Here is a 14,726-nt window from a genome sequence, read left to right as displayed (position 1 = left end):
AAATGGCTGACTTTGGTCTGACAACCATCCTTGGCGTGCTCGGCACCGCCGCGTCAGCGGTTGGCACGATCGCCGGTGGCGCTGCCGCTAAAACGTCTGCCGATTATCAGGCTGCGCAGCTTGAACAGCAGGGCAAGGAAGAGGTCGCCGCATCGCAGCGTGAGGCTGAACAGGCGCGCAAGGAGAAAAACTTCATTCTCTCTCGGCAACAGGCTGTTGCCGGGGCATCCGGGCTCGGCGCGCTTGATGAGACGGTCCAGGACCTGGCCGGCGATGTCGTGCAGCAAGGTGCGGTGAATGAAGGCATGGCGCTTTATGGCGGGCAGGAGCGGGCCAAGGGGCGCCGGGCACAGGCAGCCGCTGCCAGGCTTGAAGGCAAGGCCGCGCAGACCGGCTCATATTTCAGCGCCGCCGGCACCATCATGGACGGGATAGGTTCGTTTTCAGACGGCTACGGCCAGAAGAAAAAGCCGGCCGGCTCTAGCTCATACATGTACGCATAATGCCGAAGCTTCCCGGTCTTGAATCCCTCAGCGGCCAGCCAAGCGGCAGGTCTGGGCGCCCCATTGCGACCTATGATGGGTCGGCGATTGGCCGCGGTGCCGCGCAGCTCGGTGGCGGCGCGCAGTCGCTTGCCTCCAATCTGAAGGTCGACGCGAAGAGGCAGGAAGCCGAAGTTGACCAGGCTACGGCCTTTGAGACGCAACGCCGGTTCCTGGAGTTCACGGCCAAGCAAGATGATGCGCTCGTGCAGGCGGGGCAAAAGGCGAAGCCCGGCGCCTTTGGCTTTCGCGAGAGCTACACCAAGGAATACAAGGACGCAGCGAAGGAGTTCTTCGCGTCAGTTCCGGAACCGCTGAAGGGCCAATACGACGTCAAGCTGTTCCAGACAGAGGATTCGCTTGCCGGCCGCGCGCTGACCTTCGAACGTGACCAGCGCAAGGGCTATTACACCAACACCGTCAATGATGGCCTGACCAAGATCGAGACCAGCCTTTACAAAAACCCGGCCGCCTTCGATCAGAACCTTGTCGAGGGCAACAAGTTCATCGACAGCATTCCGGACGAGGATGTCTCCCCAATCCAGAAAGAGGCGATGCGCCGGGAGTGGAAGTCGAAGGCGCAGCTTGCCGCTTTGTACGGTCTGCCGCCTGAAGCCCGCGTTGCCGCACTCGGTGGAGGCGAGGCACCTGCCACCAGCGCAGGAACAGGAGATCCCGTCGATACAGTGGTCAGCAAGATCATTGGCGTCGAGAGCGGCGGCAACCCGAACGCAAAAAACCCGACCTCGTCGGCTTCCGGCGTTGGTCAGTTCCTTGATTCGACGTGGGTCCAGACCATCCGCCAGCATCGGCCTGACATCGCGGCCGGTAAGAGCGCGGCGCAGATCATTGCGCTGAAGTCAGATCCGGTTCTTGGCCGCGAGATGACCAAGGCATTCACGCAGGATAACGCTGAATACCTGACCAATCGCGGCATTGCGACCACGCCAGGCAACATCTATCTGGCTCACTTTCTTGGCTCTGGCGGCGTTGTCAACGTCCTGAAGGCCGATCCGGGCGCCTCGATCGCAAGCGTTGTCGGCCAGGATGTCGTTCGCGCCAATTCATTCCTTGCCGGCAAGAGCGTTGCGGACACCATCGCATGGGCCAACAAGAAGATGGGCGGCAAGGCCGGTTCTGGCGTTGTTGGCACCGGTCCTGTCGATCCCCGCTTTGACGGCATGCCATGGGATCAACGCTCCAAGATCATTGACCAGGCCGAGACAAAGATCAGGCAGGATGAGGCGGAAAGGCGCGTTTCGGCGCAGTTCGACATTGAAAACGCAGCCAGCAACGCGCCGATCTCAATACAGAACACCGGCGTCTATACCGGGGCCATGCCATCGCAGGACCAGTTCATTGCGGCTTATGGCGACAAGGCGGCGCAGAAGTTCGCTGAGTTCCAGGATTCGCTCGATACCAGCCAGTCCATGTTCAAAATGCGGACCATGCCGGCCGATGAAATCGCCTCGTTGGTCGAGAGTGCAGAACCGACGTCGACTGGTGACAATGCCGCGGCCGAACAGAAGCGCTACGACACCCTGTCCAATGCAGCATCATCCATAACGAAGGCTCGCGAAGCCGATCCTGCAACCTATGTCAGGCAGGCTTTCCCGGTCGTCAACGACCAGTGGAACAACGCCCAATCGGTGGGCAACTATCAGAGCGCGGTGGCCGCCTCGATTGCAGCACAGCAGCAGATCGGTATCCAGAACATCCAGCCGCTTCCGAAAGCTATCGCGGCCGGTGCCGTCGATACGTTCAAGAACGATACCATTCCGCAGCAGGACCGCATTGCCGCGGCATCGAGCGTCATCATGGCCACGCCGGACCCGGCACAGCGTCAAATCCTGTTCAACCAGATGGTTGCGGAAGGGCTGCCAGATATCACGCAAGGCGCTTTTGAAGCGCTATCCCGCGGTGATCATGGCGCGGCAAACAGGCTGTTCCAGGCTGCCATGGTCGACCCGACGAAGCTTGCCGGCGCCGCCAAGGACGGGCAGAAGCCGGCCGATATCGACTTGGCCGTGCAGGATTCCATCATGGATGACGGCCAGATCGGCGACCTCTACTATGGGTTGAGCGACGGCACGGCCGAAAACTACACCCGAGCCCAGCGCGATTCCAAGCTGATCAACAATGCGGTCAATCTTCGCCTTCGCAATGGCGAGACGATGGATGCTGCCATCGCGGGAGTGTCGAAAGACCTCTATGGCGATGTGCAGGCAGTGACCGATGCCAACGTGCAGATACTCGTCCCGAAAGATCAGGATGCCGGCGCAGTTGTCGATGGGCTTCAGGCGGCGCTGCCCGACGTGAGAACCGCGCTGACGACTGCGCTCGCCCCGCCGAGTGACGCACCAACCGCAGATGGCACAAAGGCGATCATGGATGCCGTCACGCGAGATTCCATCAATCGGGTGATGAGCGAAGGCTATTTCCGCAATTCTGCGGATGGCTACGTGTTTATTGATCCTTATGTCGGGGCCGCGATTGCCGATGAGCAGGGCAACCCGATCATCTTCAAGCCGAAGGCGGTCGTTCCGGGTGCTCCTTCGAGCGCCTTCCAAGGCAGAACCCCTGAGCCCGGCGGCGGTCCTTCACTCGATGAAAACGGCAACCCCGTGGTGCTGCAGCCATGAGCGGCATCTATTCGATGAGCGGCCCGACCTATCGCGGGGCCACCAGACAGGAGATGTTTGACGCGGCCATGGAGCAGCCGCTTAGCATCACCTCAACGCTATTGGATCAGGCCAAGGGCGGCGTGCTCGAATCCTTTGGGCTTGGCACCGCCCTTCGTGAGGCGCAACTGCCGGAAGCCGCGCCGGTCGTTCCAGGCATCACTGCTGACCCAGGCGAGCGCGATTTCCTCAAGAGCCGTTGGGAAACCCCGCAGGAGCTTGGCACCCGCCGCCAGTCTATGGGCGCGTACGATGAGGATCAGTACAAGGCCTCGCCCTATTTCCGCAAGGATATCCCTTATGACCCCGGCATGACGGAAGCTCGCGCTTCCGCGCTGGCATCCATGGACGATGCGAAGAAGGTCCGTCAGTTCTATGCGCAGAAACGGCCGTTCTCGGCCTTCATCGGCAATCTCGCCGGTCAAGCGTTCGACCCGATCAATTACGTCCCGGTTGCCGGCCCTCTCGTCAAGGCTGCTGCCGTTGCCAAGGCGGGCAGGATTGGCGGCGGCGCGATCCATGCTGGCTTGGATGCCGCGGCGAATACGGCTGCCTTCGGGATTGCGACGTCTGGTGAGCGCGCCAAATTCGGCGATGACGTTTCTTGGCAGGCGACGGTTTCGCAGATAGCCACGGCAGCTCTGATCGGTTCGGCCTTCGGCGCCATCGGCGGGGCCGTAGGGAGCCGCGTGGACGCGCGGGTGAAGGCCGAGGCAGAAAGCCGCCTCGCAACGCTGAAGACCACGCAGGAAGCCCGCATTGCGCTGAATGAAGGCATCGACGCGCTTGTCCGGGGAGAAGACATCCGGCTTTCGCCTAACGCGACTGAGCCGATGGCGAGGGTTGCGGATGAGATTGCGACAAACCAGCCGCCAAAGGCTGTCGTTGGAGTTGAGCCGCCTGTCCAAGACGGTTTCGTCCGCATCTATCATAGCGGTTCGGTTGGGGAAGGCGAGACCGGACGCTGGGTGAGCACCAATCGGCAGTACGCCGCTGACTATCGCGGCGATCTACCGCTCCACTATCTCGACATTCCGGCAGACGATCCGCGCATCAACAACGCTGATATCCCTGAGCAGGGCGTCAAGGAAGGCTTCACGTTCATTTTCGAGACTACCCCAAAGGAAGCCGCTCAACTCAAAGAGATCAGCCGCGATAAGCCGCCAGCCGACCTGTTGTCTTCTGGTGAGCCACTCGCGAAGGCGGATACTGCCAAGACGATTCCGAACGACAGTTCGCTCAACCGCACAGCGTCATGGGTGCTTCGTGATAAGGAAACGAAGGCCGTCGTCATGGAGACCTTCGACGCTAAAATGGTCGGGCGGCTGAACACCGAGAAGTATGAGGCGGTGCCAATTGGCCAATATCTCGGCGAGATCAACGGGAAACCCAAGACAGCCCCGGCGATCGACACCACCGCCGCCCGCCCTGATGTCGCGCCTGAAGGCATCAAGCAGGCCGAAGCAGCCGTTGCAAAGCCCGACGACGCCAAGGCTCTTGCCGCTCAATACCGCGTCGATCCACAGACCGGATCATTCGCTGAAGAGGCCGAAGTGGCGCAGCTCGCCGCTGAAGGCCGTCTGACGGCAGAGGACGCGAACACCATGGCGCAAGCCCAGTCTGATTTTGAAACCGGCGCTTCGTATGCCGAAGCTTTGAAGAGCGTAGCGGGGTGCCTCCTTTGAAAATCCGCTACAAGATCGGCGCCGACTGCTTCAACGCGGCCAATGCGGCGTCGGGCGAAAAGCTCAGCCGAGACGACATCGAAGCCGCTTTCCAGCGCATGGCCGAGTACAAGGCCAGCCTTCAGGCCAGTGGTGACATCGCCGGGCTTGGCGACAAGCTGAAATCCTTCGCCGAGCGGGAAGCCGAGCGCACCAAGATTGCCGCGGCACTGCAAAGACGCCATGCCGCGCTCAACATTCTGGTGCGTGATCGTCTCGACCAGGCTGTGACTGGCTATATCAACGCCGGCATGTCGCCGAAGAAAGCTTTGCTGGCAGTTCTCGAAGGCACGCAGAAGGGCGTCGAAGGCGGTCGCAACTCTGTCAATGCGCTGAATGGTGCCTATGAAGCCCGCTATCTTGGCGGCATGCTTGGCGAGATGCAGGCCGATGCACCGCATCTGATCAAGGCTTTGCGCGATCCGCGCCTCGATGCCGATATCATGCGCGAAATGGCCGAACTGAAAGAGGGCGGCAAATCGGGGATTACCGGCAACAAGGATGCGCAGTACGTCGCCAAGATGTTCGCGAAATATGCTGAGCTCAGCCGCACTGATCTGAACAGGCTTGGTGCATCGATCGGCAAACTGGACGGCTGGGCCGGCGCTCAGACCCACGACGACATGAAGCTGATCGCGGCCGGCAAGGAAAGCTGGGTTGCGTCTGTCCTTCCAAAGCTGGATCTGGCAAAAACCTTCCCAGATATCGGCTCGGTCAAGGATGCTGAGGAAGCACTGGCAGGCATCTATGATACGCTGATCACCGGCTTTCCGAACAAGCCTACCCCGAAAGAGATGTGGCAGCGCGTCAACCCTGCCAATTTGGCGAAGTCGCTCGGTAAATCGCGCGTCCTGCATTTCAGAGACGCTGATTCCGCCTTGGCCTATCGTGACGAATTCGGCTATGGCAACACGGTTTCCGGCATGGTCGCGCATCTCAGGCAGGCTGCAAAGGTCGCGGCCAACATGGAAGCGCTCGGGCCAAATCCGGAAGTCATGTATGGCTCCCTGGTCGATGGGCTAAATCGCTCGATCAAGGAAAATCCGAACCTTTCGGCGGCCGAGAAGAAAAAGCAGATGAAGGGCCTGACAATCGACGGCGGCGCGCTTCGGGATGCGTTGGACATCTCAACGGGGCTCATCACCCGACCAGTCAACACGACAATGGCCAAGATCGGCAGCGACATTCGGGCCGTGCAATCCATGTCCAAGCTCGGGGCCGCCGTCTGGTCCTCGATGACGGATACCGTGACGGGCGGGCTTGCCTCACAGTTCCGCGGTTCCGGGTTCTTCAAAGGCTTTGTCAATCAGGTTGATGGCGTGATGCGCGGTCGGCCGAAGGGCGAGCAGGCGGAAATCTCATATCTTCTCGGTGAAGGCTTTGACGGTCTCATTGGCCACATCGTTTCGCCGGCCGCTGCGGTGGATGGGCCAGTAGGGCGCCTGTCGAAGCTTCAGGAGACGTTCTTCCGCTGGAATGGCCTGTCGTGGTGGACCGACATCCAACGCGCCGCAGCTGGTCGTATGATCTCGTCAGAGATGGGCATGAGGGCAAAGACTGCTTTCAACGATCTGCCGGCGAACTACAAGCACGTCCTCGGCCTGCACAACATCACCGAAGCGAAGTGGGAAGCCATCCGCAAGGCAGAGTTCCGCGAAGTGAGCGGCAAGTCCTATGTGACGCCAGACCGAATTCGCGAGCTGCCGGATGAAGCGCTGGCGGGTTTGGGCAAGGATGCTGCGAAAGCGCGCCACGATCTGGAAATGTCGGTGCTGCGGTTCTTCGCAGACGAAACCTCCTATGGCGTCATCGAGACGGACGCACGCTCCCGCCGCACGTCCACGCTGGGCACCCGCCCTGGCACTCTAGCAGGCGAGGGCATCCGCTTCATCATGCAGTTTAAGGGCTTCCCGATCGCCTTTGCGCAGCGAGCCATTGGCCGGTCGGCGGTTGGATTCCGGAATGGTGCCAAGTGGGATCAGGGCGTCCATATCGGCACGATGATCGCCGGTATGACCATGGCTGGATATGCCGCAATGACCATGAAGGATCTGACCAAGGGCTATTGGCCGCCCCGAGACCCGACCGACGTCAAGACGTGGGCGCAGGCATTCGTTCAAGGTGGTGCCGCGGGCATCTATGGGGATTTCCTGCTCGGCCGCGTCAATCGCTTCGGCTCTGGTCTGGCAGAAACCGCCATGGGTCCGGCGTTCGGCATGGCCTTCGATGCTGGTGACATGATCATGAAGGCGCGGGATGCTGGATTGTCTTCCGACGAGGAGGTCAAGCTTGCCGATTGGATCAACTTCACTACGCAAAACACGCCGTTTGCCAATCTCTATTGGACCCGGCCGGTGCTGGATTTCCTGTTCCTGAACTCCATGCGGGAAGTGGCATCGCCGGGATTTCAGCGCAAGGTGGAGGCGAAACGCCGGTCCCAATACGGGCAGCAGAACGTCATGCCAAAGAGCCTGCAACCGTTCAACTAAGCAGGAACGACCCGACGAACCCTAGAACAGTGGCGCCGGCCATCATCTGAAGCCAGCGCTTTAGCAGCAGATCAGCATCCATCTTGCCGGCGATTATGTAGCCGACACCCCAGACGAAACCGACGATCCAGACGATAAACACAGCGAGCGGGTGGATGCTGGAATTGAGCAGCAGACTACAGGCGAATGACCATCCTGCGGCAAACGAGATGAAAGCGACGGTCTGGTTCAACGGGCGAGATACCGAAGGCCAGAGCCGATCAACACCCCGACAAGCGCCCACAGTGCAGCGCCTAGCCAGACCGGGTGAGTGAGCCAGAAGCTGAAACTCAATTCTCGGGCTTCAACGAAGTAGCCGACGAGCACCAACAGAGCCGCCCCGATCAGGGACGCAATCACAAAATCCAACACGGCTGATTTCTGCATAGCCGCGCACTAAGCCCGAAAACACAGAATTTCGCAAGGCCGCTCATCACAGGGCGGCTTTTTTCATGGGATCGCCACATGACTTCAATCGCCATCGACATGACGGACGGCCTGTCGTCAAGCACGGCAATCAAAGGTCCATGCCGCGTCGCCACGACCGCAAACATCACGCTGTCCGGGCTTCAGACGATTGATGGCATAGCTCTCGCCGCTGGCGACCGCGTGTTGGTCAAGAATCAAACCACTGGCTCGCAGAACGGCATCTGGATTGCCGACACCGGCACATGGCGCCGGTCGAAGGATTTCAACAAGACCCGCGACGTTCGCAAGGGCACTCAGATCCTCATCACGGACGGCACCATAAACGCGTCAAGCGGCTGGTACGTCTCGACCGAAGACCCGATCGATGTCGGGACAACGGCGATCGTCTTCACGCAAAACATACTTCTGAACGGCGCTGCCCTAGTAGCTTTGGAAGCTGCCGCCGCCGCCAGCGCTGCCGACGCAGCGACATCCGAGACAGCTGCGGAAACCGCAGAGACCAACGCCGAAGCAGCCGAAGCCGTAGCGACAGGGCTGGCATCTTCCTTCATTCTCTCCGAGAACACATTCGACACCAAGGCCACGGCGGCGGCATGGTCCCCAGTTGCGGCGCCGAACTTTATCAGGACAGCCGGGGCTCTCGCGGCTGACGATGGCAGCGGCGTTGTCTTCGTTCAGGGATCGGGGAACGGCGGGTTTTCAATCAATTTGTCCGGTGGCGGCTCACAGGCATACAAGCCCGCCAAAGAACGCGGATATGACATTCGACTATTCGGCGCCGGCCCAGCCAGGACAGCGGCGCAGAATACGGCTGCGCTTCTCCTAGCTCGGAGCTACACAACCGAGCTATGGGTGCCGCCGCTCGACGCAGGTGAATACTTCGACGTGGATGAAGAGACCACGCTACTCGATCATACCAAGATCCGGGGCGCTGGCTGGCATTCTCGCATCAGGCAGACGGCCCGTACAAAGAACATCTTCATCTCCGGCGATCACTGCTCGTTCGAAGGGTTGCATCTGATCGGCGACAACCTGCTGACGGGCGCGGACTTCACCAAGAATAATGGCATTTACGCATCCGGGAAACATGGCGTCACGGTCCAGAACTGTTTCGGCGAAAAGTTCGAAGGGTGCGGCGTCCAGCTAAGGGGGTGCAAGGACTACAAGGTCGTTAATAATACCTTCTTTGCCAATCCTTGGGGCTCGTTTGCCACATCTGGCGATATCGTCATTTATTCGTTTGCCGATGCTGGGCGCGGCGTTATTTCCGGGAATAGCTGCCTGTCGAACAATTCGCAGGGCATCTATGCCGACGTGATTGGCTACGACGCGGATATCATCATCGCGAACAACATCGTCGTCACCCTCGACCCTGCGACCTGCATCGAGGGCGGGGCATGGACTGAGGCTGTCGGCGATTACGCCGGCACCCCGGCATCAGTTCGGCGCCGCCACGGCATCGGCGTCGGGTACAATAGCAGCAACGTTGACGGGCCTCGCTCAACCATAATCGGCAACATTTGCCGGAACACACGCTGGACAGGCATCTACAAGCAAGGCTTCAGCGCCGCTGGCGGCGGCGTGCTGATCATCGGGAATCGATGCAGCAAAAATGGCCTGGAGCAAGCCAACTCCCTCAATGGCGGCATTTATGTCAACGCCACTGGCGAAGATGTCGTTTCGGGGAACATGATCTCCGATTTCCAGAGCACAGGAGCTGGGGTCGGCGGCATCACCATCACGGCAGGCACGGCACCAACGCGGCCCACGAAAATTCACGGCAATCTGATCAGCAATTCGATGGGGCAAGGCATCTCTGTCGGGACGCATGCAGCCTATATTGATATCGATCGAAATGAGATTGTCGGGTCAGCGACAACAGACATTTTCATCTCCAATTCGGCAGCGGCTGGGAATGGTGGCCACACCATACGCGGCAACATGATTAAGCGCACAAGCGGCAACAACATCAACGGGATCAGGATTGCCACTCCTACCACCAGCCTGATTACGACGGTCGAGGGCAATTATATCGAAGGGTTCGACAACAGCAACGCGGATGCGGCCAATGCTGGCATTTCGACCAACAACCCGCTGGTGACGCGCGTCCTGCGCAATCACATCAAGAACTTCAACGTCGCAGTGACCAGCACCGTTTACTTCACAGCCGGCACCCGCTACGTCGACCAGGTGCTTGAGGGCAACATCATTGAGGATTGCACCAGCGGCTTCGGCCTCGCCTCCACGACAAATACCGCCGTCGTCCCCGTCGTCGGCAATCGCTTCATCAATGTGACCAACAAGACAGCTGCCGGCAGCACCGCGACGGGCCTTGCCGGAACCAAATGCGGGTATATCTGCCGCAAAGATAACGACAGGTTGGTGGTCCTTGAACTGACTGCGGCACCAACAGTTGGGACGTGGGCGGCCGGTGACCGTTGCGAATTCGTCGCTCCTGCTACATGGGCAGCCGCCGGGACGGTGTGTTCTGTGGCTGGCAATCCGGGCACATGGGCGTGACGGGAGATTGCCGCTCGACCCTCTGACGGCGTATACTGTCGGTGGTTGAGCCGGGGACGCTATGCGAGGGGCAGATTTTAGGCGTGGGTTACTACGCATGGCGGTCGGCGCTCGGGGCGTCCGCACCCTGTTCGAAGTGACATGCCTTGGCGATAGCCTTACGTTCGGATACCCGCACTTCCTCTCTTTCCTGTTGGGGAAAGAGGTCAACCGCCTCGGTTTTGGCGGGCAGGCTTCGGATTACATCTTAGAGCGCTACTGCGACGGCCCGCGTTCTGATGGTGTTTTGATCGTCTGGGCCGGGAATAACAATTTCGATGATCCCGAAAAGGTCGAGGCTGATGTCGCCGCAATCGCGGCGATGCATGACGACCCTGGAAAGTTGCTCGTGCTTGGCCTCGTCAACGGAGACTATCCGGGGCGCCGCCGCGGCGAAGCCGGGTATCAACAGATCGTGGACTACAACGAGAGACAGGCGAGCCGACTCGGCGATCACTTCTTGGATATTAGGTCGGCGCTGATCAATCGAATTGGCGGGCAAAACCAGAGCGACGTTATCCCCGACAGCATCCGGCGCGACAAAATCCATCTCAACATCCGAGGCAACTGGCTGGTCGCGCAAATGGTATACGCCAGACTGAAGCGTCTTGGACTGGCAACTTAATTCGACTTCGACGCTACAGCAGTGAGCCGATCACTTGCACGATCACGAACAACAGCCAAAAGCCAAGAACTGCGCCAATAACGGCGGCTGACACCGCGACGCGGCGCTTACGGTACGTGATTTTGTGCATTCCCCCACTCCCCCACGGGGAATCCTAACAGAAATTCCAATCTCCACAACTGAGGTTTCACATGGACATGACGTTCAAGGGCGCCGCCAGGCGTCTTGATGATCTCGACTTGCCGAAACTTGGCGCATTGATCGGCGTCGGCGAAGACGAGATCCACGCCTTTATCGATGTTGAAACCACGGGCCACGGCTTCGATGCGCTCGGCCGGCCGATCATCCTATTCGAGCCGCATGTGTTCTTCCGCAACCTCTCCGGCGCCAAGCGCGCTCAAGCGGTGGCGGCCGGGCTCGCCTATCAACGGTGGGGCCAAACACCCTACCCGCGAGACAGCTATCCCCGGCTAAAGGCGGCATGCGCGATCGATGAGACGGCAGCGCTGAAATCCGCCTCATGGGGGCTTGGCCAAGTTCTCGGCGAAAACCACATCGCCGCCGGCTATTCGACAGTGCAGGCCATGGTCGAAGCGATGAAGGCCGATGAAGAGCTCCAGCTTCTCGCTTCGGTCAATTTCATCAAGACGAACAGGCTCGCCGACAAACTGCGCAACCACGATTGGGCGGGTTTCGCGCGCGGCTACAACGGCGCCGGCTATCGGAAGAACGCCTACGATACGAAGCTTGCCGATGCGTTCAGGAAGTGGTCGCGTATCAAGGATACGCCGTGGCCACAGGCAGCCCCGCCAGCGCCGTCCGTGCCAATCCAGCCGCCAAAGCCCGCCACGCCTCCCGACGCTTCCCAGCGCTTGCCTACGCCGGCCGCAAAGCAAGGCTTCTGGGCTGCGCTGTTCGCAATCCTCAAAGCCATCTTCCGGAGAAAATGACATGGCAACCGTCGAACAACCCAGCGCCTTGCCCACGAACAAGCTCACCGCCGCAATGGCGTCAGCTTCGATCGCCGGCATCATCAAGGCGCTCATCCTCCACCAGTTCCCCGACTTCGCCGAGCCTGCGATTTGGGAGCCGCTGCCATATCTGGTTGGCGGCGTCGTCGGCTGGTTCGTGAAGGACAAGCCAAATGTTTGACATCGCCAGCAAGATCGCCGGCCTGTTCACAGGCGGAACGCTCAGCTTTGCCGTCGTCGGCGTCGCCATCGTCACCATTCTCGGGTTTGTCGGGCGGTTTCTCTACAAGGTCAAGAAATCCGGGATCGATCAACAGAAGGCGGAACAAGCCGATGCCTATTCAAAGCACCTGCAAGAAATCTCTGATGCTGCCAATGCTCGCCCTACTGGCGGGGTGCAGTCCGACCCTTACAACCGCGACCGGCCGTGATGTCTGCTTGATTTGGGGGCCGGCCACCTATTCGGCCAAGGGCGACACGCAAGAGACGATCGACGGCAACCGCGCGCTCAACGCCAAGCGTGACGCGTTTTGCAAGAAATAGCGGGCCGACGTGCTGGTTACAGCAGCGCGCCGACCCTAACCACCAACCGAACGTATGAGGTTCGATCGATGGCTACATCAGAAAATATCGGGGGAATGGTTTCCGTTCCCTTTACGGGCATGGGCGGCAATTAAATGACGGATGATCAGATGGACACCGGGGATTTGCGCTCACGCATGGTCAGTGCAGAGCATCGAGGAGCCGAACACGCTCAAAGGCTCACAGCTCTTGAGACATGGAAGCAGCAGAGCGACATTGCCGCCGCGCGCAAGGATGAGCAGTGGACGACGCTGAAGCGGGATCTAGGCTCACTGACGACCAGTATAGGCGAGGTGCAAGGGACGCTGAAATGGATCGGCCGGACGATCATCGGCGCCATCATCGTGGCGGTTGTCGCTTTTCTGGTGAAGGGCGGCTTTGCGCCTTAAACGCCGTCGCGCTGCTCTGCGCGGGCGATGACTGCCTCAATCCTGTCGAGAAAGTCGGATGCTCTGTTGAATGGCTGAACGAAATCCGCCGCCTCTTTCAGTATCGCCAGCATGTCAGGCGCGGCGGCGATCAGGTTGGCGTTCGCCTCGTGGTCATTGGCGATATGCACCTTCGCTATCGGCATTGCACCGATGTCAGGATCGGCGGCCACGATGGCGTGCGGCCGGCCTTTGTATCGGGTAATCTGCCACGGCCCCGGCGTGTGCTTCGTCTCGTTCATCTGTCGTCTCCAGTGTGCTTGTCTTCTGGTTCAATGCGGCGGCAATCGCGTCCCACACATCCTGAAAATCAACAAAATCTCGGATGAAGGGCTTGACGGCATCGTAGATTTTGCGGGTTGCCGCTTCATCCCTGTCAGGGGTCTTGCTCATGACTGGACTGCCGCGCGAGCAGCTTTGTAAACCGGCACAACATCATCTGCTTTGAAGGTGACACTAGTAACGAGGCCAGCCCCGCCAGCGCCTAGGCGGGTGAACATGTCCCGCACCATGATTGGCCACAGGTCCAAGAGCCTCAATCCTCTCGATGGCTTCACGGATGACTAGGCATTCGTTGATGGACAGATGACCATCGGTATTCGATGCCAAAATCTCGCGAAGGTTTGAAATGGTATTGGCGGCGGCGGTTGTCATCGTGGCGTTCCCTTTTTCGTGTCTACGATTGAACTTTTATCGTACCTATGATAACGTGTCAATACGTACATACGAAAAAGGTTTGGCTTTATGAATATCGAAATCGGCGCTCTCTCGTTCGTTTACATCGTCGGTGCCGCGTCTGGTCCCCAGAAAATAGGGGTGGCGAACAACCCTGAGGAAAGACGATCCGTTCTTCAGGTGGCCAGCCTCACTGACCTATTAGCGGTTCATCAAGTAAGTATGCCTAGGAAGACGGCATTCTTGGTTGAGAGACACGCTCATTGGCTTCTTCGCGGTCGGCGGGTAAGAGGGGAATGGTTTAACGTATCCCCGCAAGAGGCTATTATCGCCGTCAATGATGGCTGCAAGGCAGTCGCGCGCGGAGAGGGGCATTCGCAAAGGCAGCCGGGCGGTAAGGTGGGACGCAAGAAGCAGTTCGAAGAGAGAATCACATTGCCGCTGTCAGCATCAATGCTGGCTGCGATCGACGCCCTGCTGTCCGACAACGAGGCGCGACTGGACATGATCAGAGAAGCCATCGAGCGCGAGATTAAGCGCCGCGAGCGCTCAAAGCCGAAGGGCTAATCCACCTCATCCACAAGCGGCTTCCTCCTCGTTGGCGGCCGGTATTTCTGCACCAGATTGACCGCTTCTATGCCGACTGTGACGCCAAGATCCGGCCCGATGACCGTTACCTTCTCATCGTCTACCCTGGTGACTTCGCCGGTTAGCTCGATCTTCTGGCCTCGCTTGACCTTGGATGTGTCCCGGATCGAATGCGGGAAGTTGTAGCTCGGGATCGAGACGCTTACACGATCCTCTAGAACACGCCTGCGCACCGTGGCGGTGATGGCCACCTTATCTCCAATGCCTATTCTCGCCATGGAATGAGGGTGGAGCGGGGCAGAGGAGAGTCAAGGGCGATTATATATTTGACAAACCCGGCACCCTGTAGGAATATAATCCTGACAGGCCGGCAACCCGAAGGAACAAGGACATG

General features: G+C 59.4%; 15 protein-coding genes. 11 read left to right on the top strand and 4 right to left on the bottom strand.

Annotated elements, in window-relative coordinates; genetic code table 11:
* Positions 1–2 precede the first annotated feature (2 nt).
* The 4 genes from CIT25_RS17790 to CIT25_RS17775 are packed head-to-tail and all read left to right on the top strand — an operon-like array spanning position 3 to position 7,436.
* Complete coding sequence (locus CIT25_RS17790; RefSeq protein ID WP_095485860.1) at positions 3–503, top strand: hypothetical protein; 501 nt, start codon at positions 3–5, stop codon at positions 501–503.
* A complete protein-coding gene (locus CIT25_RS17785) occupies positions 503–3,184 on the top strand; it encodes a lytic transglycosylase domain-containing protein (protein WP_095485859.1) in 2,682 nt (893 codons plus the stop codon). The genes CIT25_RS17790 and CIT25_RS17785 overlap by 1 nt, the downstream gene beginning before the upstream one ends.
* Complete coding sequence (locus CIT25_RS17780) at positions 3,181–4,908, top strand: hypothetical protein (protein ID WP_095485858.1); 1,728 nt, start codon at positions 3,181–3,183, stop codon at positions 4,906–4,908. Before CIT25_RS17785 ends, CIT25_RS17780 begins: the two co-directional genes overlap by 4 nt.
* Positions 4,896–7,436 (top strand): hypothetical protein, encoded by a 2,541-nt coding sequence (locus tag CIT25_RS17775; protein WP_158302577.1) that lies wholly within the window; start codon positions 4,896–4,898, stop codon positions 7,434–7,436. Before CIT25_RS17780 ends, CIT25_RS17775 begins: the two co-directional genes overlap by 13 nt.
* On the opposite strand, the gene CIT25_RS17770 is transcribed toward CIT25_RS17775, so the two are convergent.
* Together CIT25_RS17770 and CIT25_RS17765 are read right to left on the bottom strand one after the other, a co-directional pair.
* Positions 7,429–7,668 carry a hypothetical protein gene (locus CIT25_RS17770; RefSeq protein WP_095485856.1) on the bottom strand — a complete coding sequence of 80 codons (240 nt, stop codon included), beginning with the start codon at positions 7,666–7,668 and terminating at the stop codon, positions 7,429–7,431. The genes CIT25_RS17775 and CIT25_RS17770 overlap by 8 nt on opposite strands.
* The gene (locus CIT25_RS17765; RefSeq protein ID WP_095485855.1) at positions 7,665–7,862 is read right to left on the bottom strand and encodes a hypothetical protein; all 198 of its coding nucleotides are present in this window, start codon (positions 7,860–7,862) and stop codon (positions 7,665–7,667) included. Before CIT25_RS17765 ends, CIT25_RS17770 begins: the two co-directional genes overlap by 4 nt.
* Positions 7,863–7,940: 78 nt before the next feature.
* Between CIT25_RS17765 and CIT25_RS17760 the strand changes: the two genes are divergently transcribed.
* The 6 genes from CIT25_RS17760 (at position 7,941) to CIT25_RS17735 (ending at position 13,030) form a co-directional block, all read left to right on the top strand.
* Positions 7,941–10,424 carry a right-handed parallel beta-helix repeat-containing protein gene (locus CIT25_RS17760; protein WP_095485854.1) on the top strand — a complete coding sequence of 828 codons (2,484 nt, stop codon included), beginning with the start codon at positions 7,941–7,943 and terminating at the stop codon, positions 10,422–10,424.
* A gap of 97 nt (positions 10,425–10,521) precedes the next feature.
* Positions 10,522–11,088, top strand: coding sequence for an SGNH/GDSL hydrolase family protein (locus CIT25_RS17755; RefSeq protein WP_095485853.1), 567 nt, complete (start codon positions 10,522–10,524; stop codon positions 11,086–11,088).
* 191 nt (positions 11,089–11,279) lie between these two features.
* Complete coding sequence (locus tag CIT25_RS17750; RefSeq protein ID WP_095485852.1) at positions 11,280–12,038, top strand: N-acetylmuramidase family protein; 759 nt, start codon at positions 11,280–11,282, stop codon at positions 12,036–12,038.
* A gap of 1 nt (position 12,039) precedes the next feature.
* Complete coding sequence (locus tag CIT25_RS17745) at positions 12,040–12,240, top strand: hypothetical protein (protein WP_095485851.1); 201 nt, start codon at positions 12,040–12,042, stop codon at positions 12,238–12,240.
* Positions 12,233–12,490 (top strand): hypothetical protein, encoded by a 258-nt coding sequence (locus tag CIT25_RS17740; RefSeq protein WP_095485850.1) that lies wholly within the window; start codon positions 12,233–12,235, stop codon positions 12,488–12,490. Before CIT25_RS17745 ends, CIT25_RS17740 begins: the two co-directional genes overlap by 8 nt.
* A 246-nt stretch (positions 12,491–12,736) precedes the next feature.
* Entirely contained in the window at positions 12,737–13,030 is a 294-nt protein-coding gene (locus CIT25_RS17735; protein WP_245329890.1) for a hemolysin XhlA family protein, read from the top strand.
* Here CIT25_RS17735 and CIT25_RS17730 read toward each other — a convergent pair.
* Positions 13,027–13,311 (bottom strand): hypothetical protein, encoded by a 285-nt coding sequence (locus CIT25_RS17730; RefSeq protein WP_095485849.1) that lies wholly within the window; start codon positions 13,309–13,311, stop codon positions 13,027–13,029. The two genes, CIT25_RS17735 and CIT25_RS17730, sit on opposite strands and share 4 nt — an antisense overlap.
* A gap of 502 nt (positions 13,312–13,813) precedes the next feature.
* Here CIT25_RS17730 and CIT25_RS17725 point away from each other — a divergent pair.
* A complete protein-coding gene (locus tag CIT25_RS17725; RefSeq protein WP_095485848.1) occupies positions 13,814–14,311 on the top strand; it encodes a GIY-YIG nuclease family protein in 498 nt (165 codons plus the stop codon).
* Here CIT25_RS17725 and CIT25_RS17720 read toward each other — a convergent pair.
* Positions 14,308–14,583, bottom strand: coding sequence for a hypothetical protein (locus CIT25_RS17720; RefSeq protein ID WP_342587102.1), 276 nt, complete (start codon positions 14,581–14,583; stop codon positions 14,308–14,310). The two genes, CIT25_RS17725 and CIT25_RS17720, sit on opposite strands and share 4 nt — an antisense overlap.
* Positions 14,584–14,726 lie beyond the last annotated feature (143 nt).

Source organism: Mesorhizobium mediterraneum (assembly GCF_002284565.1).
Lineage (GTDB): Bacteria > Pseudomonadota > Alphaproteobacteria > Rhizobiales > Rhizobiaceae > Mesorhizobium > Mesorhizobium mediterraneum.
This window is presented reverse-complemented; position numbering and strand designations above follow the sequence as displayed.